Here is a 19,667-nt window from a genome sequence, read left to right on the forward strand (position 1 = left end):
GACATCTTCCCTTTCAGCATCCATTAAGGCATTTAGTCTGCACAGAACTATGTTTAACAGCATAATTAACAGATAGATAACTAAGACCAAAAACCCTCCTGCCAGCTATCATAATGCAACAAGATCCCCAGTACAACTAAATTGAATTTGACAATATCAATCAATATTATATTAGTTTTAGAATGTTTTATAACAGTTTGCTTTTTTATAATAAAAATTAGTATATTTGCGGCTGTGATTTTCAGGAGTCTTGGTGTGTACATTTTTTTGATAAGTATTTTAACTGTAGTTCTGTGCAAACTATGGTCTCTTGAAAAAATAATGTGTGTCTAATTAACAAACAAATTCATTCTATGAAGCACAAATTAACGCTTGTACTACTCTCATTCTTTCTGGGAGTGCAGTGTATGGTCGCCCAGCAAATGAAGGTGACCGGTGTAGTGATTAATGAAGATGATGGGGAGCCTGTTATAGGTGCATCCATCGTAGTAAAAGGAACCACTATTGGAACCATTACCGATTTAGATGGTAAATTTGAGTTAGAAACTCAGAAAGATGCTAAGCTAATTATTTCTTATGTAGGTTTACGGACTCAAGAAACTACAGCTCAGCAAAACATGAGAATTGTTCTTTCTTCAGATTCTCAAGCTATAGATGAAGTTGTTGTCGTAGCTTATGGTACCGCAAAGAAAAGTTCTTTTACAGGTTCCGCATCCACGGTGGGTGCCGCTTTGATGGACAAACGTCCATTGAGTAACGCCCTCTCCGCATTGGAAGGAAACACTTCCGGAGTACAAATGACTTCCTCTATCGGACAACCGGGAGAAGCTGCCAAGGTAACGATCCGTGGTTTTGGTTCAGTAAACGCGGATAATGCTCCTTTATATGTAGTGGATGGTGCCATCTTCAGTGGTGATATCTCTTCTATCAGCCCATCTGATATCGAATCAATGACAATTTTAAAAGATGCCGCTTCTACATCTTTGTATGGATCTAGCGCAGGTAACGGTGTGGTTTTGATCACGACTAAGAAAGGTTCTAGCAGCAGTGGCGCAGGTGTTACCTTGAGTATCTCACAAGGTTGGTCTAGCAGAGCTTATAACGATTACGCAAAAGTAGGTGTATACGATTATTATCCTTTGCAATGGCAAATGTTGAGAAACGCAAATATGTCACTCGGACAAAGTGCTACCGACGCTGCCGCTAATGCTTCTAAAGATATTATCAACAAATTAAAATATAATCCTTTCGTAGGAATCGCCAATGACGCAATCGTGGGCACAGACGGTTTATTGAATCCATCAGCCTCGGCTTTAAAATGGGGTGAGGACCTTGATTGGGAAGATGCCGCTTACCGTACCGGACATCGCCAAGAATATAATGTAAGCTACAATACAAAAACAGAAAAGAGCGACACATATGCTTCCATAGGCTATCTGAATGATAAGGGATATATGATTAAGACAGACTTTGAGCGTTACAACGCACGCTTGAACTATAATATCTATCCGGTGAAATGGTTCAAGAGTGGATTGAATTTAGGTTTAAGTCGTACAAACTCCAATTATTCTACTTCTACTTCTAGCAACTCCGCTGGTTATGGTAACTTATCTCGTTTCATTCGTTCTATGGCACCGATCTATCCGGTACATAAGCATGATATTGAGACAGGGGCTTATTTGGATAAAGAAGGAAACGTAGTTACTGATCCGGCTTTATATACCTACGATTATGAAGGAGCCCGTATCTCCAGCAATGGACGCGACGGTATCGCTGAGGCCCTGTGGAACGATCGCTTGATGTCTACCACAAACTCTAGTGCCCGTACTTATGTAACGATCACTCCGATCGAAGGATTGAATTTAACAGTGAACTACGCATTTGACAATAAGGATGAACGCCGTAGAGTATATGAGAACCCAGAGGTAGGTGACGGAACCGCAGGACCGGGACGTTTGAACATCCGAAATAGAAACTTCTTGACACAGACATTCAACCAGTTGATTAATTACACAAAGACTTTTGGTAAGCATAACATCGAAGCTTTGTTAGGCCATGAGAACTATAGCTACCGTTTACAATATAACTACGGTATGAAGACTAATGAGATCGTTTCCGGAACGTATGAGTACAGTAACTTCGTAAGCATAAGCTCAATGGATTCTTATACACGCGAATATAAGAAAGAAGGATACTTCGCTCGTTTGAACTATGATTTCGATGATAAATATTATGTAACAGCCTCGTATCGTCGTGACGGTTCCTCTCGCTTTAGCAAGGATAACCGTTGGGGTAACTTCTGGTCATTCGGAGCATCTTGGCGTATCAGCCAAGAAGATTTCATGGAAAACTTGACTTGGGTGGACAATTTGAAACTGAGGGCATCCTACGGTGAAACCGGAAACGATGCCATCTATTATACAGATGATGACACACAACAGGATTACTATCCTTATCAAACCTTGTATAATTTGGGTATCAACAACGGTTTGGAAGCAGGTCTCTACTTCCCGACTATGGCAAACAATAATTTGAAATGGGAGACACAGGTTTCTACCGATGTCGCTTTAGAATTCGGATTGTTCGGTCGCTTGAATGGTACGGTCGAGTTCTTCCGTAAGGCCTCCAGAGACTTGTTATTCAATGTTAGCCAACCGTTATCCAGTGGTGTCGAAAAGATCGTACAAAACATTGGTAAAGTTCGTAACCAAGGGGTGGAAATCGACTTAAACTACCAAGTATTAAAATCAAAAGATTGGAAATTATCAGTCGGCGCAAACGCTACATTCATCAATAATAAGGTGACTCGTCTGCCTGATGCCAACCGGAAAGATGGTATCATCAAAGACTCTAAGAAATTGATGGAGGGACATTCAATCTATGAGTTCTGGTTACGTCAATGGTGGGGTGTTAATCCTGATAACGGAGATGGATTGTATATCTTTGATGCCGAAAACAACACCGATGCGAATGGTAATATTAAAGATGCGGTAAAAAAGACACTTGTAGAGAAAGATGGTCAAGTATTGACAAACTCTTATAGCTATGCGAAATATGATTTCAGTGGTTCTGCCGTTCCGAAAGTATATGGTGGTTTCAATATCAATTTGAGCTATAAGGCATTCGACCTTTCTACCGTATTCTCTTATTCATTAGGAGGCAAGGTGCTTGACTCGAGTTATAGAGGATTGATGGATGTAGGTGAGTTCGGTTATGCGATGTCACCGGATCTACATAACGCATGGACAACTCCGGGCCAGATCACAGATGTACCTCGTTTGGACAATAACTCAGGTCATGCGACTAGCATTGGACAATCCTATTCTACACGTTGGTTGACAAACGCAAATTACTTGAACTTGCGTACTGTCACTTTGGCTTACAACTTGCCTAAGTCTATCCTAAACGTTATCAACATCAAGAGTGCACGCGTCAATGTCAGCGCAGAGAACTTATTCATGTTGAAAGCCCGTCAAGGTCTGAATCCGCAAGCTAACTATGCCGGAGTATCTTACAATGAATATATGCCGGCTAAGAACTTTACGATCGGTTTAAATGTATCGTTCTAAATTCATAATACATCAAACAAAGGAAAAGATATGAAAAATATACAATTATTCAAACACATCGCAGCAGGACTGCTTCTAAGTGGCTCTCTGATCGGCACAAGCTGTTCCAGCGATTATATGGATACAATCCCAACCGAGAACGTTTCATTCACGACAGTATCCACTTCGCTCGACAATCTTTATCTTGCACTGAACGGTATTCATCGTAAGATGGTATCTCAAGACTTAGGCAACCAAGGTTTGGGAGGTGAGCCCGGTTTCATCATCGGTCGAGAAGCGTTAGCTGATGATTTGACATGGGACACGCAGACTTGGCATCAAGGTTTCTTAAACTGGAGTTATCCAACGAACGCAACAAGTTCGTACAACTCCGGTGAGTGGGAAACTTATTATAAGTTCATTTTGAATGCAAACAACATCTTGAAAGCGTTGAATGATAACTTTAGCGATGAGTCAAAACTCACAGATAGCGAAAAAGCGCTTGCGAACCATATCAAGGGCGAGTGTTTGGCAATTCGTGCATGGAGTCATTTCAATCTAGTACAATATTATGCGAAACCATATCGTAACGGACAGGACAACTCTCAACCGGGAGTTCCTTATCGTACGAGTCCGGAAATCGAGCCTATGGCACGTAATACGGTAGAAGAGGTGTACACAAAGATTCACGGGGACTTAGACGAAGCATTGAACTTATTGGCAGACTATGAGCCAAATGATAAGAATCATTATAGCCTAGCATCGGTTTACGGATTGAAAGCACGTGCTCTTCTGACTCAACAGAAATACGCAGACGCAGCTACGGCCGCAGTGAATTCTATCAATGAAGCAGAGAAAGATGGCTGTAAGATCATGTCTCAGTCTGAATTGATGAATGGTTTCGCTAATATCACTTCCGCTACGAAAGAGGCGATGTATGCCGCAATGACACAGAATGACCAAACGGTTTATTTCTACTCTTTCTATGCGTATATGTCTTGGAACTTCAACTCCAGCTCTATCCGCACAGGTATCAAATGTATCAGCCAAAGTACTTACGACTTAATGTCGCCAACCGATCTTCGCCGTCAATGGTGGGATCCGACAGGAAAGGCAGAAGTACCCGCAACTTCTTACAACCAGCGTGTTTATCAGAACCGCAAGTTCACGGCACGCTCTACAGCTGATGCTGTAGGTGATTTTGCCTTCATGCGTATCAGCGAAATGTACTTGACTGCAGCCGAGGCTTTCGCTCGTTCCAATCAAGACGCAAAAGCAAAGGAATATTTGCAAGCCTTGTTGAAAGAACGTGATCCAGAGTACAAGGATTTGGGTAACACTGGCGCAAAACTAGCGGATGAGATCATGACACATCGCCGTATCGAACTTTGGGGCGAAGGTTTCCGTTGGTTCGACTTGAAACGTCTAGGTTTGCCATTGGATAGAACCGGGTCTAATTTTGACGCTACTTTCTGTGGTTTCTTGCACAAGGATCCGAATGCTGATGGTTGGATCTTCGAGATTCCAAAAAAGGAAACAGATTTCAACGACTTGATCGAAAAGAACTATTAACACTCTTTTTACGTTAACTTACATTAATCACAATCCCCAAAGTATACTTTAACAGGTTATCTTTGGGGATTTCTTATATCACTATTTATGAAAACAAATCATTTATTTTCAGCTCTGCTCTCTTTAGCGCTTATATGTCCTGGAATAGCGCAAGAAACACATTATCAACGTCCTCCAGCCGTAATAGAGGAAGTGGCCCTAGCCAAATTATCCCCGATCATCCGAATTAGTGATAACAATCAGTGGGCACTCCAGTTAGAGCGTTCCCCGTACCGGTCTATCGCCAAGCTTGCGCAACCGGAGCTTAAATTAGCGGGAATGCGTATCAGTCCCGAAACATTCAATACGAGCCGGCAAGCCGAATATACGGGTGCCAGTTTAATGAACATCGCTACTCAAGAAGAAATCAAGATTGAAGGAATTCCTGACAACGCGGTAATCACAGAAGCCTCATTCTCTCCTTCATCCAATAAGGTAGCTCTATTCGTGGAAGAAGCGAATGGCGTATATCTTTATAACTGTACCCCGGAACAGCCCGTAGCTCAGAAAGTAAGTACCCGTAAAATCAATGCGACAAGTGGAGCGGAGATCTTATGGATTAGCGACAATGAGTTTATTACGCTTATGGTTCCAGAAAACAGGGGGAAGGCACCGGAGAAACCCACAGTCCCATCCGGTCCCATCATTCAAGAAAGTACTGGAAAGGTGATGCCCGCTCGTACCTATCAAGACTTGCTGAAAAATCCATACGACGAGCAATTATTCGACTATTATTTCACCTCCCAATTGGTACGTATAAAAGAGGGCATTGTGTACGAGATCGGAAAACCGGCAATCTACGGCAGTACACTTTCATTATCCCCGGATAAATCTTTGCTACTTATCGCGACAGTCCATCGTCCGTATTCCTATCAAGTACCGATCTATAACTTCCCACAAAAGTTCGAGGTTATCGACTTACAAGGTAATTCCATTTATACGTTAGCGGATAATCCAACCGTCAATATTCCGATGGGATATGACACGACCTCGCCTTATCCCCGTCAATTCGGATGGAGATCGGATCAACCGGCTACCGTTTACTGGGCGGAAGCGCAAGATAAAGGAGATCCTAAGCAAAACAAGACCGATTTCATGGATATTATCTACCAAATAAGCTATCCGTTCAACAGCGAGAAACAGGAAGTCGCAAAGACAGAGAAACGTTTCCGCAACATCCTGTGGAATGACGATGCTTTCGCTTTATTGATCGAGACTTCCCGGGAGACTCGTAAAAACAGGACATTTACTTTTAAGCCTTGCTCTTCTGAGTCTCCGGTTCTATTATTCAATGTATCCACCGACGATAATTACAACAATCCGGGAAATCCACTTACGATTAAAAATGCGTATGGTAAATATATCGTTTATACCAATAAAGCCCACAATGAGTTATTGATGCTTGCCCAAGGAGCCTCACCTAAAGGGGATATGCCTTACCTTAGCCGTTACAATTTGAAAACAAAAAAGAACACGGAACTTTGGCGCTGCGAGGACGGATATTATGAGACCATCCTAAAGGTAGCGAATCCAGAAAAGCTTCAATTGATCACTTCACGTCAATCCATTACAGAACCAGCGAATCTCTGTTCTCGTGACTTGAAAAAGAAAAAATTCGCTCAATTGACTCATTTCGCCAATCCATATCCGGCCATGGCAAACGTTAGCAAACAAAAGATCAAGTATAAACGTGCGGATGGTTTGGATCTAACAGCGACCGTATACCTCCCTGCCGGATATGATAAAGCGAAGGACGGTCCATTACCTGTCTTAATGTGGGCCTATCCGAGAGAATATAAAAGCAAGGCCGAGGCTTCTCAGGTACGAGGTTCTCAATACATGTTTACGAATATCAACTATGGTTCTCCCGTCTATTGGGTTTTACGTGGATTCTGTATAATGGAAAATGTCGAGATGCCGATCGTTAGTACCAGTGAGGGAGCGGAGCCGAACGATGATTTCATTGAGCAATTGACAATGAACGCCGAGGCGGCCGTAAAAGTTATTTCCGAGATGGGTGTAGGTGATCCGAATCGTGTAGCCGTAGGAGGACATTCCTATGGAGCTTTCATGACAGCGAATCTATTAACACATACCAAGCTGTTCAAAGCCGGCATCGCACGTAGCGGGGCTTACAACCGTACGCTTACCCCGTTCGGCTTCCAAACAGAGACCCGTACTTATTGGGAAGTACCGGAAATATATAATGCCATGTCGCCATTCATGTCTGCCGATAAACTACATGGAGCTTTATTAATCATACATGGTGAGATGGATAACAACTCCGGAACCTTTCCGATCCAATCCGAGCGCCTGTTCAGTGCCCTAAAAGGCCACGGGGCGATCGCACGTTATGTCGTATTGCCCTATGAGAGTCATGGCTACGCCGCCAAAGAGAACATATTACATCTATTGTATGAATGTGACCTATGGCTGGATCGTTACGTCAAGAACGCAAAAAAGTAAGTAGTACTGACTTTGTCAATGAAGTATATATCCTCTGACAGGAAAAGTATATTTCCTCTAACCAGTGAAGTATATCTTCTATGAGGAAGCCAGCCGGCAGCCACCAATTGCCCTAAAACAACGATGCCCATCGTAAGGTTATAAGAATGCCCATCGTAAACTCCTTACAATGGGCATTCTTAACTCCTTATGATGGGCATTCAAAGAAAGCCCTATCTGAGATTCGTTTATTTTAGCAATGAACAAGGACAAAGATGATCCTTCTCGATATCCTTGAAATAGTTATAAGTACCTACCTTAAGATCCGCGCAAGCCGCCTCATCGCAAACAATGATTCCCTTCGGATGCAACTGCAAGGCGGTAATTGTCCACATTTGGTTCACGGCACCCTCAACGGCTTGTTGCAACGCACGAGCCTTGTTATGACCATTTACCATGATCAATACCTCCTTAGCGTCAAGAACCGTACCTACACCAACCGTTACAGAAGTCTTCGGAACTTTATTCACGTCATTATCAAAGAAACGGGAGTTAGCGATAATCGTATCTGTAGTTAACGTCTTGATACGAGTACGAGAACTCAAAGATGAACCCGGCTCATTGAACGCAATATGGCCATCAGGACCGATACCACCCAAGAACAGGTCTACGCCACCGACCGCTTTCATGCGAGCCTCATAAGACGCACACTCAGCCTCCAAATCCTCGGCGTTACCATTCAAGATATTTACGTTCTCCGGTTTGATATCGATATGACTGAAGAAATTATTCCACATGAAAGAATGATAGCTTTCCGGATGATCTTTCGGAAGGCCGACATACTCATCCATATTGAAAGTGATCACGTTCTGGAACGATACGACACCCTGCTTGTTCAATTCAATCAGGTTCTTGTACATACCCAGCGGAGAAGATCCGGTAGGCAAGCCCAGTACGAATGGTTTTTCAGCGGTTGGATTCGCGGCTTTGATCTTCGCTGCTACATAATTGGCAGCCCATTTTGAGAGTTGCTCGTAATTAGGTTCGATAATTAGTCTCATAACGTTATGTTTTTTAATTGAAAGTTGTATCAACTTTCTTGTTTATAAATTAGATTTGTCGTTAATTGTTTTCAATTTCCCAGCCATTTCCTTGCCCAAAGCTAAACACTCCTCGTATTTAGTAGCGCTTAAACCTTGCTTCTGCTCAACCGGCGTACCGACAGTCTCCCACTTCATCTTCTCGCCAAAAGCCGCCAAACGTTTCACGGCGGCTCCAGCCCATGTGAAAGACCCGAAATAACCGAAAATACGATTTTTCACCTCACGCAACTCGATCTTACTCAACACAGCTTCCACCTCTGGGAACAATTGATTGCTATAAGTCGGGCTACCTACGATAACTCCCTTATATTTGAACACATCTTTCAAGATATAAGAAGAAGGGCTTTTGCTAACATTATGCATCACAATATTCTTGATGCCATTATCAGCCAAAGAAGCGGCGATCGCCTCAGCCATCTGCTCCGTGTTACCATACATGCTGCCATAAATAATAACCACGCCTTCCTCACCTTCGTAGCGGCTCATACGGTCATAGATATCGATCGCTTTCGACGCATATTCACGCCAAACAGGTCCATGGGTAGAGCAAATCGTCTGGATATCCAAGCCCGAAAGCTTCTGTAATGCCCTTTGTACTGGACTTCCATATTTTCCGACAATGTTGGAGTAATAGCGAATCATCTCTTCCCAATAATGCTCCACGTTCATCTCCGTATCGATCACACCACCATCCAATGTGCCATACGTACCGAACGCATCCGCGGAGAATACGATTTTATCCGTAACGTCATAAGTAACCATCACTTCCGGCCAATGCACCATCGGAGCCATATAAAATACAAGCTCATGACGACCCGTATTCAAGGTATCACCCTCTTTCACCTCAAACAAGCCTTCCTTGATGCCATGATATCCTTCCAGCATTCCGAAAGTCTTATTGTTTCCGACAATCTGTACGTCCGGATATTGCTGACGCAACAAACGGATACTTCCCGCATGATCCGGCTCCATATGATTTACCACGAGATAATCCAAAGAACGTCCGTCCAAGGCATCCGCTACTTTTTTCAAGAAAATATCAGAGTAACAAACATCGACCGTATCGATCAATACGGTTTTCTCGTCTACGATCAAGTACGAGTTATAGGAAACGCCGTATGGCAACGGCCACATATTCTCGAAGAGGGCCTTTTGACGGTCATTAACTCCTACATAATAAACTTTATCCGCAATTTCTTTTAACTTGTACATCTTTTTTAATTGATAATTGATAATTAAAAATTGAAAATAACAAAGCGTGTGCTCTCTAATTTTCAATTCTCAATTTTTAATTTTCCATTTCTTAGCGCTCTCCAGACAAACCAGCACCCTGCCAAAACAAACGGGATACTTAGCCATTGCCCCATATTCAACATCATTCCAGCCTCGAAAGGCTCTTGGTCATTTTTCACGAATTCGATGAAGAAACGAGACCCGAATACGCATATCATAAATACGCCGAAGATAAGTCCTTGCTTTTTCCATGCCTCTTTCTTGAAATATAGCCACATACAGATAGCGAACGTCACCAGATAACAAGCGGCCTCATACAATTGCGTCGGATGGCTCGGAGCTGTAAAAATAGGCTCCGCCCCCATTCTCCATGCGTGTAAATTATCGATAAAACGAAATCCCCAAGGCAAATCAGTGGAATGACCGTAAATCTCATGATTCATCAGGTTTCCCAGACGAATCATAGCAGCTACCAATCCTGTCGGAACCACCAACTTATCGAAAGCCCATAACATACTTTTATGGCTTACTCGCTTCGAGTAGAAATAAATGGCGATAATTATACCTAACGTACCACCATGGCTAGCCAATCCTCCCTCCCAAATCTTGAAAATCTCAATCGGGTTGGCTAAATAATATTCCGGAGCATAAAACAAACAATGCCCCAAACGGGCACCAATCACCGTACCGAGCATCGTATAAATCAAAAGGGAATCGATCCATGCGGGCGGCAGTCCCTCTTTTTTCCACATCCGCTCTACAATCATATAGCCAATAGCGAAACCAATCGCAAAAGCCAATCCATACCAACGAATCTCCCGGGAACCGATGGTAAAGATAGCGGGATCGGCAGTCCATGTAATAAAATCAAGCATAATTATTTCAGTTGGCAATTGACAATTGACAGTCGACAATCGCAAGTCAGGATTTCCCGAACTGTCAATTGCCAGCTGTCAACCATCAACTTATATTAAACGAGTCTTCTAATTAAGTTCTCTCTCTCGCCGTACAGCATATCGATTATCGGCAATTCGATCATCGTATATGCGCCCGGTTGTTGCTTCAAGCTCGCACGAGCGACAGAAACCAAGATTTGAGCGGTCAAGGCAGGGTTATTGATCTTCATATCGAATTCGATCAACTGGTTCTGAGTCTTGCCCGATACACCTTTACGAACCAAGTTCACACCATGTCCCATGTCCAACAAATTATCGACACATTCAACCCGCATTACATGAGTCTCATCATGAGCGAAATAATCATCCGCCTTGATAGCGGCAGACACTTGCTTGAAATCGTATCCGTCTTCTACCTCGATATAAACCATACGACGGTGTACACCTGTTCCCAAAGGAATCGTCATACTTAAAGCCGCCTTCACGCCTTCGATAGCCTTCACGGCAACCGTATGCCCCATACTCATTCCCGGACCGAAGTTCGTATAAGTAATACCTTTCGGCACCATCGCTTCTAACAAAGCACGTACCACAGAGTCGCTTCCCGGATCCCAACCGGCAGAAATTACAGCTACCGTATTATGAGCCTTCGCTACAGCGTCCAAAGAACGACGTAAATCCACGATACCTCCGTGGATATCGAAACTATCGACCGTATTGATGCCTAAAGCCAGAATCTCTTTCGCATGCTCTTCCACGCTGCGTGTAGGAGTAGCCAAAACCGCTACGTCAACCTTATCTAACTTGGTGATGCTATCAGTAACCGTGTATGCCTTCAACTCGTCCGGAATATCATTCGGATTACGACGAATAATACCTGCTACCTCAAAATCCGGGGCAGCTTCAAGGGCCTCTAACACATATTTCCCGATGTTGCCATAACCTACGATGGCGGCTCTAATTTTCTTCATACTCTAGTTTTTACTTTTCAACCAACCGCAAAGTTAGATATAATTTAGAGCTTTAACAATAAGGAATACAGTTTTTATATCATTTTCAGAATGATATAGATCCTCACTCTTTCACGAACGAATCCGGATAGGTAGTAAGCTGCTCTACACCGGCTTTCGTACGAATCCAAGTCTTGAAGGTGCGAGCTCCTTCGTTCAATTCGATTATACGAGCTCCGTTAGGCAAATGTATGTATTCCGTCGGACCTCCGGTAAAACGACCGTAAGCCAATAGAACATCATACCAGCAAACCGCATAATCATCGTCATGATCATGACCGACAAATATACCCATCACGTCCCCGTTCTCCTTAATCGCCGTAAATAAGCCGGAATTCAAGGCCGGAGCGCATGCCTTTTCCCTACGTATGCCATAGAGTTGGGCATTCTCATCGGAAGCCGCTTGATTAAACTCCGGCAACGCAATATGGAAGAAAGCCAAAGAAGGAACCGGCTCTCCCCCGTTATTCCGGGTAAACTCTGCGCTTTTCTTACAATACCAATCGATCTGGTCACGCTTAATATAATCGTATCCTTTTACCCCCTTGATAGTTGAATAGGTATTCGAATCGATGCAATACAAGACGAAAGCATCCTTCTTCCCGTCGGAGGAACGTACGGTCAAGGCGTAATTACCCACGCCTGAGATTTCGGGAACCTCATCCGCCGTTAAACTATACGGTAGGCTTTCGGCTACTTTCAGCAACTCCTCTTTTGTCGCCCCCTGCTCATTATCATGATTTCCGAAAACAATGGAGAATGGTATTTTACGGTCGGAGACTGTCTTCAATACATTCCGCATATTTTCCAACGCAGGCTTGCTATAGATAATATCTCCCGTAAAAATCACCAAGTCCGGTTTCTCGTCATCCAACACTTGGTTCATACGCTCAAAAGCGATGTCCGAACGAGGGTCTTGCCATTTCACATGCAAGTCCGTAAACTGTACAATCTTAAACTTCTTATCCGGATTAAACTTCAACCCCGGTTTTTGGGCAAATCCCAAAGAACTCAAGCCGGCGGCCAATAACAAGGCCCCGGCAAACATCCACTTTCTCACACTCATCAAATCTCGTGTTTTTTGTAATTAATAATTATTTATTCCTTTCCGAAACAAGCGTCGAACGCATGTGCGGAAGGTTGGAAATCCACTCTCTTCACCAATTCGCAAGATTCCCGTGCCCCATGTTCCCGATCCATAGCGCTATCTTCCCATTCCACGGAAAGCGGACCTTGATAGCCAATTGAATTCAAAGCACGGATAATCTCCTCAAAATTAATCTTTCCTCGTCCTAAGCTACGGAAATTCCAATATCGACGGGGATCGCCGAAAGTAACATGACCGCCGAATATACCCACCTGCTTAGGGGTATCACTCCAATATACGTCCTTCATATGCACATGGAAGATACGCTCCGGAAACTGATAGATGAAATCCACATAGTCCACCCCTTGATATCCTAGATGACTCGGATCATAGTTAAAACCGAAAGCAGGATGGTTATTTACCGCCTCCAATGCTCTGCGTGCGGAAAAAGTATCGAACGCGATCTCTGTAGGATGTACCTCCAACGCAAAACGTACACCCAGTTTCTGAAACTCATCCAAGATGGGCGTAAAGCGACGGGCGAAATCATCATACCCCTTTTGTATCATCGCGTCCGTTACCGGAGGGAAAGAATACAAATAATGCCAAATAGAACTACCCGTAAAACCTACAACCGTATCGACTCCCAGCATCTTTGCCGCATGAGCGGTCCGGATCATCTCCTCGGTAGCCCGTTGGTGAACCCCTTCCGGATCGCCATCTCCCCAAATATAATCCGGCAAGATCGCCTTATGGCGCTCATCGATATTATCGCAAACAGCCTGTCCTACCAAATGGGTAGAGATCGCATAAAGCCGTAAGTCATATTTCTTTAACAGATCCTTGATTCCTTGATAATAAGCCGTATCCGTACGTCGGACATCCACATGATCGGGAAGTCCCAATTCCACACCGTCGTATCCGAATTCTTTCGCTTTTTGACAAACTGTTTCCAGTGATAAATCTCCCCACTGGAGGGTATATAATGTTACAGGACGTGCCATATATAGTATTATTTTTAGTCGATTATTTTTATCCATTTATTCTCTGTCGATCCGGTAGCTACAATCGTCTCGATAAACCGCATGCCACGGACACCGTCTTCGGCGGAAGGGAAATCCAAGGTTTCAGGAGCCGGTTCCTCACCAGCCAGAATCGATCGCAAAGCCAAGGCGAAATTCCGATACAAATTAGCGAATGCCTCTATATAGCCTTCCGGATGCCCGCCCGGCGTACGGGAATTATGAGCGGCGATACCCGACATATATCCATTGGAAGTACGGATGATCTCCGCCGGACGATCCGGCCAACGCATAATCATCGTATTCGGTTCTTCTTGACGCCATTCCAACCCACCTTTCTCTCCATACACACGAATATTCAAGCCATTCTCTACACCTACGGCGATCTGACTAGCGGTCAGCACCCCTTTCGCGCCTCCCTCATAACGGATCAATGCCGCCCCATCATCATCCAAAAGACGATCCGGCACGAAGGTATTCAATTCACCGCATAATTCCACGGCCTTCAGCCCTGTTATATATTCCGCCAGATTAAACGCATGAGTCCCGATATCCCCCATGCAACCGGCCTTACCCGACCGATTGGGATCCACCCGCCAAGCCGCCTGCTTATTAACATCAGCGCAGTCATTATATAGCCAGCCTTGAGGATATTCCACATAAATACGGCGTATCTTACCTAAATCGCCCCTGCGTACCCTTTCCCGAGCCTCCTTCACCATCGGGTAAGCGGTATAGGTATGAGTCAGCATAAACAATTTTCCGGTTTCCTTCACTTTGTCTCGTAATTGCTTCGCCTCATCCAAGGTATATGTCATCGGTTTATCCAGTACGACATGGAAACCATGTTCCAACGCCATCATGGCCGGACCGAAATGCACATGATTCGGGGTAACGATAGACACAAAATCCATCCGTTCGCCTTCAGGCAGGGCGGCCTCTTTCTCTATCATTTCCTGATAAGATGCGTAAATACGATTATCCGGTAAAAATAAAGATTGTCCGGTAGCCAATGAATTCTCCGGGCGAGAACTGAAGCATCCACAGACCAACTCGATCTGTCCGTCTAAATTAGCGGCGATACGATGAACGGCCCCGATAAACGAGCCTTGTCCTCCACCGACCATTCCCATTCTGATTTTTCGTTTCATGGTATTATTCCGTTTTATTAAACTAAGGTAATTACATTGTTGATTCACAAAGCTATGAAAAATAACCCTGCGTACGCCAATTTAACAGCTTAATATTTTTTAATTCACAAAATATATCGTTCCTTTGCGTCAAACATTTACCAAAAATATCAACTATGAAGAAAAATGAATTAGTGGCTATCGCCTGTCTGCTTTGTTTTTGTTGTTGTAATGAAACGGAAAAGGAAGTACCTAACCCCGACCTACAAGAGGAATTATCCCCCATACAGTTTACGATCGATTTACAAAAGGAAGTATTACCCTTCCCCGTAACCAAGAGTATTCCCGAGCTGAATATCCCTGAGCCTATTCCCCAAAATCCCGATGCCGAGGAAGATCCTTCTACACCGGATATCGATCCGGATAATTTATACAACCGGATCGATTATATCGTATACCAAAGCGGAAAACCGGACATTCTGGTAAAACATAAGCAATTCACGCCTCAAGATCCGGATTTCACGATCATTTATGATTCACTGCCCTCCGGCGACTATCATATTTGTTTCCTAGCCCACTCAGACAAGAATATCTCCGTGTCCGGACAAACCGCACTATTCAGTAAAGTATCAGATACGTTTCATCTTTTTCTCACCCAAGAAGTACAAGCGGGAGAAAGAATCATTAAAGATATCACCTTACAAAGAATCGTCGGCAAAATAGAGTTCATATCCGCCGATGCCGTATCTAAAGCCCTAAAAAGCTTCACGATAAATGTCTCCAATTATCAAAACAAGATTGACTTAACCACCGGGAATGGCATTTCTCAAAACACGCCTTATACACAAACCGACACTTTTAACGACTCTGATATCGGGAAAACAAATTTCTCCCATTCCTTCTTCACGTTTATCCCGGCTCCGGAATTCATGCTCAAAGCACACCTCTCGGCCAAAAATCAGATAAATGAAGTAACCCGGGAAAGAGAGGTTAATGACATCCTGCCTCTCATAAATCACATTATTCGTTATACTGGGATTCTCTACACCCCGAAGGAATCAGACGATACCTTCACCCTTGATATATTAAACGGTGGCAAATGGGATAGCCCCATCGACAAAGATCTAAAAGATTAATACAAAACCGGTGTGCCAAATTTGACACACCGGCTACCTTTTTCCTAACCTTCACACTTATTTTGCGTCTTCTATCTTGAAGAGAGCGTTAAATCCCGTCAAACTAAAGGTCTCACGAACCACATTCCGCATACCGATCAAACGTAAAGACCCTTTCTTGGCAGTCGTCATTTTTTGTAATATTAAAAACAATCGGAGGCCCGCACTACTCACATATTCCAAATCAGAACAATCGACACATACTTTTACTCCCGGATTCTCCCATACCGGCAAAACCTTTTCCTCGCATTCGCGAGCCGTATTCGTATCCAATCTTCCTTTGATCTTAATTACAGTCTCTTCGCCTTTTTGGTCAATAACTACTTCCATATCTTTATATTTTATTCGGTTATTTTTTTCTTCATGATAAAGACATTCCGCTCATCTACTCTCTGATAAGAGACCTCATCCATAATCTTCTTGATCAAGAAAATACCCAACCCTCCGATTGGACGGTCTTCGGCAGATAAAGTAATATCAGGGTCTTTTCTTAAAGTCGGATCGAAAGCAATCCCATGATCTATCAAAGTCACGATCAATTCCCCACCTTCCCTGACCAACGAAATGTCTACGGCATCCTCAACATCTCCCTTATACGCATAAAAAATTATATTTGAGACAGCTTCTTCCATCACCAGATTCAGGCTCATCATGAAAGCGGTGCTTAATCCCAATTCTTCTCCAGCTTCTTCCAAGAACTCATTCATCATGGAAAGCTCATGAATATCGTTCTTAATGCGTAATGTTTTTTGCATATATCTGAAAATTTTGCGCTAAAGATATAAAAAAAAGAAATATCCTTTCCTTAAATTTGTATCTTTACCTCCGAATCGTATTTAAAGGTATAGAGTTATGGCTAAAAGATATTTAATAAACATATTCTTATTGATCGCCGTCTTATGCGGGTTCAGTAGTTGCGAGGAGGATCCGTATTATGATCCGTATGAGGAAATCACCTATGATTTATGTAATTATGTATGGACAGATTGGTTTGTCGTAGACGGCTTGGATTGTGAGCAGCAACTTACATTTAATCCGGATGGGAAAGGATGGGATACAAGAATTTATCATTACCCAAGCGGACGCATAGATCGAGAGGAAATTCCATTCTACTGGGACTGGGACAATTACTATACCGATATACTTTATATGGACTATGAAGACGGCCAAACAACACTAGAGAACGTATGGATTAGTGGTCGGACTTTTAAATGTCTATATAATGGCGAATGGGTAACGTTTAAGGCCTATTAAAGAATACACTACCAATTATGTACTCAATCACATAGAGGCGCCGGCCTTGTCCCAACTCTCCACGATCGTAAAAATGAAACATAAAAAAGTTATGATCTCAATTCTACTATTTGTAGTTTTACTGATAGGGACGGCATCCATTATATTCTACCATCCCGCATTCGGACATTTACCCCGGGGAGAGAGATTGGAGCGAATCAAGCGCTCGCCCAATTACCGGGATGGGAAATTCCATAATATCCATCTTACACCAACTACAACGATGAAAAAAGGAGGGGTACAAGTATTTTGGGACTTCTTCTTTGGAAAACAACCCGATTTAAAACCCCATAAAAGTTTACCGACCGTAAAAACGGATTTACTTCATCTGGACCGAAATGAAGACCTTGTTATTTGGTTTGGTCATTCATCTTATTTGATCCAAAACGGGGGCAAGCGATTTCTGATAGATCCCGTATTAACAAATAGGTTTCCGGCCTCCTTGATGTTTCAGCCATTTAAAGGCACAGATCTCTACAAGCCGGAGGACATCCCTGATATTGATTTCTTGATAATTACCCACGAGCATTGGGATCATTTGGATTATTATACGGTTAAACAACTGAAAGATCGTATAGGAACCATAATCTGCGGACTAGGCGTAGGGGAATATTTTGAATATTGGGGATTCTCTCCGGAACACATCGTGGAAATGGATTGGTATGATAGTTATCGCATTGATAACGACTGCCAAATATACTGCTTGCCCGCCCGTCATTTCTCAAACCGATTATTAAAAAACGCCCAAACGCTATGGGCCTCATTTATGATAGACGGTAAGCAACAAATATATCTATCGGGAGACGGAGGGTACGATACCCATTTTGCGGAGATCGGCAAAAGATTTCCACAAATAGATCTAGCCATCATGGAAAACGGACAATATAATGAAGACTGGCGTTATATACATCTAATGCCTGATGATCTTCCACTCGCTATCAAAGATTTGCACCCCAAACAGGTGCTCACGGTACATCATTCCAAATATGCCTTGAGCAAACATCCTTGGTACGAGCCACTGGAAAATATCCATAAAGCATCAAAACCGCAATCCTATAAACTTCTTACACCCATGATCGGCGAGAAAATACTTGATAAAGTTCCATAAGATCAAAATTAAGACATTACAGCTATGACAAACGAAGATTGCATGAACAACGAGCTTGTGGAAATACATCTAATATTCATATAGTAGTCTCGCAGGGAATACCAATAATCACTATAAACACCTATAAATCAATTTAATAATTTAAGACAAAGATCCTGCGGTAAGAATAGCGGTAATAAAACCTCTCCTTAATCGTATCTGTAAACATCACATTTGCACTGCGAAATCAATATTTATATCCAAATTACACTGCCATACAGCGGTATCGCAAGTAGTTTATTTAACTCATAAACATCCAAAGGGAAACAGAGGAATGATAGAAGCCCCCTGCTGCCGTCCACAGGTACAAGGCCTCCCCCTAACAATCGAACCCCAGTTATCTACCACGCTCCATATTCTATGCATGCCGTACCCTTCTGGGGATCTATACGCATTGTGAAGAAGGTTCCATCTTCCGAAATCTCATTAAAGTAAAAACTACCATCCTCCGACATGCTCCAATGAGCCGGGGGATTCGTCTTCATCCACCAATAGAATCTCTCCGTTTCACGACCCGGTTCAAACTTAATATCTATCCGATCAATATAGTCCAAAGTGAACGACTTTTTTCCATAGGTGCGATCTATAACCTCGTACGCTGGCAATCCTACACCTACCTTGTATGAGATCTCCATACGGCTCCCATACGGCTTATTGACGATATCTGATACAAACGAGCAAACATATATTAAGCTAATAAGAGAGATAGGGGATAACAGCGCATAAGAACACCTTCTCCAACTCGCCCGCCGCCATTTCCGCTCAATCCACACGTACAAAGGCGGACAACATCCCCATGAGACCCAAGTAGCCAACCAAAGGCAAAAAGACTTAAATGTCCATCGCTCCGGCCTTGCCCAAAATAGAAGGATTATGAAAGCCAGTAACCCACCACCCCAAACTATCACACTAACTAATAAAAAAAACATCATAACGCCTCAAATTAAGAACTACTATTTTACCTTAT

At 43.1% G+C, this 19,667-nt stretch carries 16 protein-coding genes; 6 read left to right on the plus strand and 10 right to left on the minus strand.

Annotated elements, in window-relative coordinates; translation table 11 throughout:
* Positions 1-353 precede the first annotated feature (353 nt).
* From CI959_RS04855 to CI959_RS04865, 3 genes are all read left to right on the plus strand, one after another.
* A complete protein-coding gene (locus tag CI959_RS04855) occupies positions 354-3,569 on the plus strand; it encodes a TonB-dependent receptor (protein WP_005859317.1) in 3,216 nt (1,071 codons plus the stop codon).
* A gap of 30 nt (positions 3,570-3,599) precedes the next feature.
* Positions 3,600-5,120, plus strand: a complete 1,521-nt coding sequence (locus CI959_RS04860) for a RagB/SusD family nutrient uptake outer membrane protein (protein ID WP_005859319.1) — start codon at positions 3,600-3,602, stop codon at positions 5,118-5,120.
* An 87-nt stretch (positions 5,121-5,207) separates the two neighbouring features.
* The gene (locus tag CI959_RS04865) at positions 5,208-7,625 is read left to right on the plus strand and encodes a S9 family peptidase (protein WP_057316369.1); all 2,418 of its coding nucleotides are present in this window, start codon (positions 5,208-5,210) and stop codon (positions 7,623-7,625) included.
* 227 nt (positions 7,626-7,852) lie between these two features.
* On the opposite strand, the gene nagB is transcribed toward CI959_RS04865, so the two are convergent.
* From nagB to CI959_RS04900, 7 genes are all read right to left on the minus strand, one after another.
* The gene (nagB, locus tag CI959_RS04870; RefSeq protein WP_005859323.1) at positions 7,853-8,665 is read right to left on the minus strand and encodes a glucosamine-6-phosphate deaminase; all 813 of its coding nucleotides are present in this window, start codon (positions 8,663-8,665) and stop codon (positions 7,853-7,855) included.
* Positions 8,666-8,707: 42 nt separating this feature from the next.
* On the minus strand, positions 8,708-9,919 hold the full coding sequence (locus CI959_RS04875; RefSeq protein WP_005867620.1) for an FprA family A-type flavoprotein: 1,212 nt from the start codon (positions 9,917-9,919) through the stop codon (positions 8,708-8,710).
* 62 nt (positions 9,920-9,981) lie between these two features.
* Complete coding sequence (lgt, locus tag CI959_RS04880; RefSeq protein WP_005859327.1) at positions 9,982-10,815, minus strand: prolipoprotein diacylglyceryl transferase; 834 nt, start codon at positions 10,813-10,815, stop codon at positions 9,982-9,984.
* Between the two features lie 95 nt (positions 10,816-10,910).
* Positions 10,911-11,807, minus strand: coding sequence for a diaminopimelate dehydrogenase (locus CI959_RS04885; protein WP_005859329.1), 897 nt, complete (start codon positions 11,805-11,807; stop codon positions 10,911-10,913).
* 103 nt (positions 11,808-11,910) lie between these two features.
* The gene (locus CI959_RS04890) at positions 11,911-12,912 is read right to left on the minus strand and encodes a metallophosphoesterase family protein (protein WP_081033129.1); all 1,002 of its coding nucleotides are present in this window, start codon (positions 12,910-12,912) and stop codon (positions 11,911-11,913) included.
* A 32-nt stretch (positions 12,913-12,944) separates the two neighbouring features.
* On the minus strand, positions 12,945-13,937 hold the full coding sequence (locus CI959_RS04895; RefSeq protein WP_005859333.1) for a sugar phosphate isomerase/epimerase: 993 nt from the start codon (positions 13,935-13,937) through the stop codon (positions 12,945-12,947).
* Between the two features lie 14 nt (positions 13,938-13,951).
* On the minus strand, positions 13,952-15,106 hold the full coding sequence (locus CI959_RS04900; RefSeq protein WP_008772761.1) for a Gfo/Idh/MocA family protein: 1,155 nt from the start codon (positions 15,104-15,106) through the stop codon (positions 13,952-13,954).
* A 155-nt stretch (positions 15,107-15,261) separates the two neighbouring features.
* Here CI959_RS04900 and CI959_RS04905 point away from each other — a divergent pair, with 155 nt between their 5' ends.
* Positions 15,262-16,221, plus strand: coding sequence for a hypothetical protein (locus CI959_RS04905; protein ID WP_057316364.1), 960 nt, complete (start codon positions 15,262-15,264; stop codon positions 16,219-16,221).
* Positions 16,222-16,278: 57 nt separating this feature from the next.
* Here the strand turns inward: CI959_RS04905 and CI959_RS04910 are convergent, their stop codons facing one another.
* Together CI959_RS04910 and CI959_RS04915 are read right to left on the minus strand one after the other, a co-directional pair.
* Complete coding sequence (locus tag CI959_RS04910; RefSeq protein ID WP_005859339.1) at positions 16,279-16,590, minus strand: STAS domain-containing protein; 312 nt, start codon at positions 16,588-16,590, stop codon at positions 16,279-16,281.
* 11 nt (positions 16,591-16,601) lie between these two features.
* Entirely contained in the window at positions 16,602-17,015 is a 414-nt protein-coding gene (locus CI959_RS04915; RefSeq protein ID WP_012056072.1) for an ATP-binding protein, read from the minus strand.
* Between the two features lie 97 nt (positions 17,016-17,112).
* Between CI959_RS04915 and CI959_RS04920 the strand changes: the two genes are divergently transcribed.
* Together CI959_RS04920 and CI959_RS04925 are read left to right on the plus strand one after the other, a co-directional pair.
* Positions 17,113-17,514: a hypothetical protein gene (locus tag CI959_RS04920; protein ID WP_012056071.1), complete on the plus strand. Its 402-nt coding sequence runs from the start codon at positions 17,113-17,115 to the stop codon at positions 17,512-17,514.
* Between the two features lie 91 nt (positions 17,515-17,605).
* Complete coding sequence (locus CI959_RS04925; protein ID WP_012056070.1) at positions 17,606-18,661, plus strand: MBL fold metallo-hydrolase; 1,056 nt, start codon at positions 17,606-17,608, stop codon at positions 18,659-18,661.
* Between the two features lie 380 nt (positions 18,662-19,041).
* On the opposite strand, the gene CI959_RS04930 is transcribed toward CI959_RS04925, so the two are convergent.
* The gene (locus CI959_RS04930) at positions 19,042-19,632 is read right to left on the minus strand and encodes a hypothetical protein (protein WP_005859346.1); all 591 of its coding nucleotides are present in this window, start codon (positions 19,630-19,632) and stop codon (positions 19,042-19,044) included.
* Positions 19,633-19,667: the final 35 nt, after the last annotated feature.

It is taken from the genome of Parabacteroides sp. AT13 (assembly GCF_002272965.1).
GTDB classification, from domain to species: domain Bacteria; phylum Bacteroidota; class Bacteroidia; order Bacteroidales; family Tannerellaceae; genus Parabacteroides; species Parabacteroides distasonis.

What these genes read in the sequence shown, in the direction of transcription:
- CI959_RS04855 (WP_005859317.1), top strand. Translation starts at nt 354, where the DNA reads ATGAAGCACAAATTAACGCTTGTACTACTCTCATTCTTTCTGGGAGTG.
- CI959_RS04860 (WP_005859319.1), top strand. Translation starts at nt 3,600, where the DNA reads ATGAAAAATATACAATTATTCAAACACATCGCAGCAGGACTGCTTCTA.
- CI959_RS04865 (WP_057316369.1), top strand. Translation starts at nt 5,208, where the DNA reads ATGAAAACAAATCATTTATTTTCAGCTCTGCTCTCTTTAGCGCTTATA.
- nagB (WP_005859323.1), bottom strand. Translation starts at nt 8,665, where the DNA reads ATGAGACTAATTATCGAACCTAATTACGAGCAACTCTCAAAATGGGCT.
- CI959_RS04875 (WP_005867620.1), bottom strand. Translation starts at nt 9,919, where the DNA reads ATGTACAAGTTAAAAGAAATTGCGGATAAAGTTTATTATGTAGGAGTT.
- lgt (WP_005859327.1), bottom strand. Translation starts at nt 10,815, where the DNA reads ATGCTTGATTTTATTACATGGACTGCCGATCCCGCTATCTTTACCATC.
- CI959_RS04885 (WP_005859329.1), bottom strand. Translation starts at nt 11,807, where the DNA reads ATGAAGAAAATTAGAGCCGCCATCGTAGGTTATGGCAACATCGGGAAA.
- CI959_RS04890 (WP_081033129.1), bottom strand. Translation starts at nt 12,912, where the DNA reads ATGAGTGTGAGAAAGTGGATGTTTGCCGGGGCCTTGTTATTGGCCGCC.
- CI959_RS04895 (WP_005859333.1), bottom strand. Translation starts at nt 13,937, where the DNA reads ATGGCACGTCCTGTAACATTATATACCCTCCAGTGGGGAGATTTATCA.
- CI959_RS04900 (WP_008772761.1), bottom strand. Translation starts at nt 15,106, where the DNA reads ATGAAACGAAAAATCAGAATGGGAATGGTCGGTGGAGGACAAGGCTCG.
- CI959_RS04905 (WP_057316364.1), top strand. Translation starts at nt 15,262, where the DNA reads ATGAAGAAAAATGAATTAGTGGCTATCGCCTGTCTGCTTTGTTTTTGT.
- CI959_RS04910 (WP_005859339.1), bottom strand. Translation starts at nt 16,590, where the DNA reads ATGGAAGTAGTTATTGACCAAAAAGGCGAAGAGACTGTAATTAAGATC.
- CI959_RS04915 (WP_012056072.1), bottom strand. Translation starts at nt 17,015, where the DNA reads ATGCAAAAAACATTACGCATTAAGAACGATATTCATGAGCTTTCCATG.
- CI959_RS04920 (WP_012056071.1), top strand. Translation starts at nt 17,113, where the DNA reads ATGGCTAAAAGATATTTAATAAACATATTCTTATTGATCGCCGTCTTA.
- CI959_RS04925 (WP_012056070.1), top strand. Translation starts at nt 17,606, where the DNA reads ATGATCTCAATTCTACTATTTGTAGTTTTACTGATAGGGACGGCATCC.
- CI959_RS04930 (WP_005859346.1), bottom strand. Translation starts at nt 19,632, where the DNA reads ATGATGTTTTTTTTATTAGTTAGTGTGATAGTTTGGGGTGGTGGGTTA.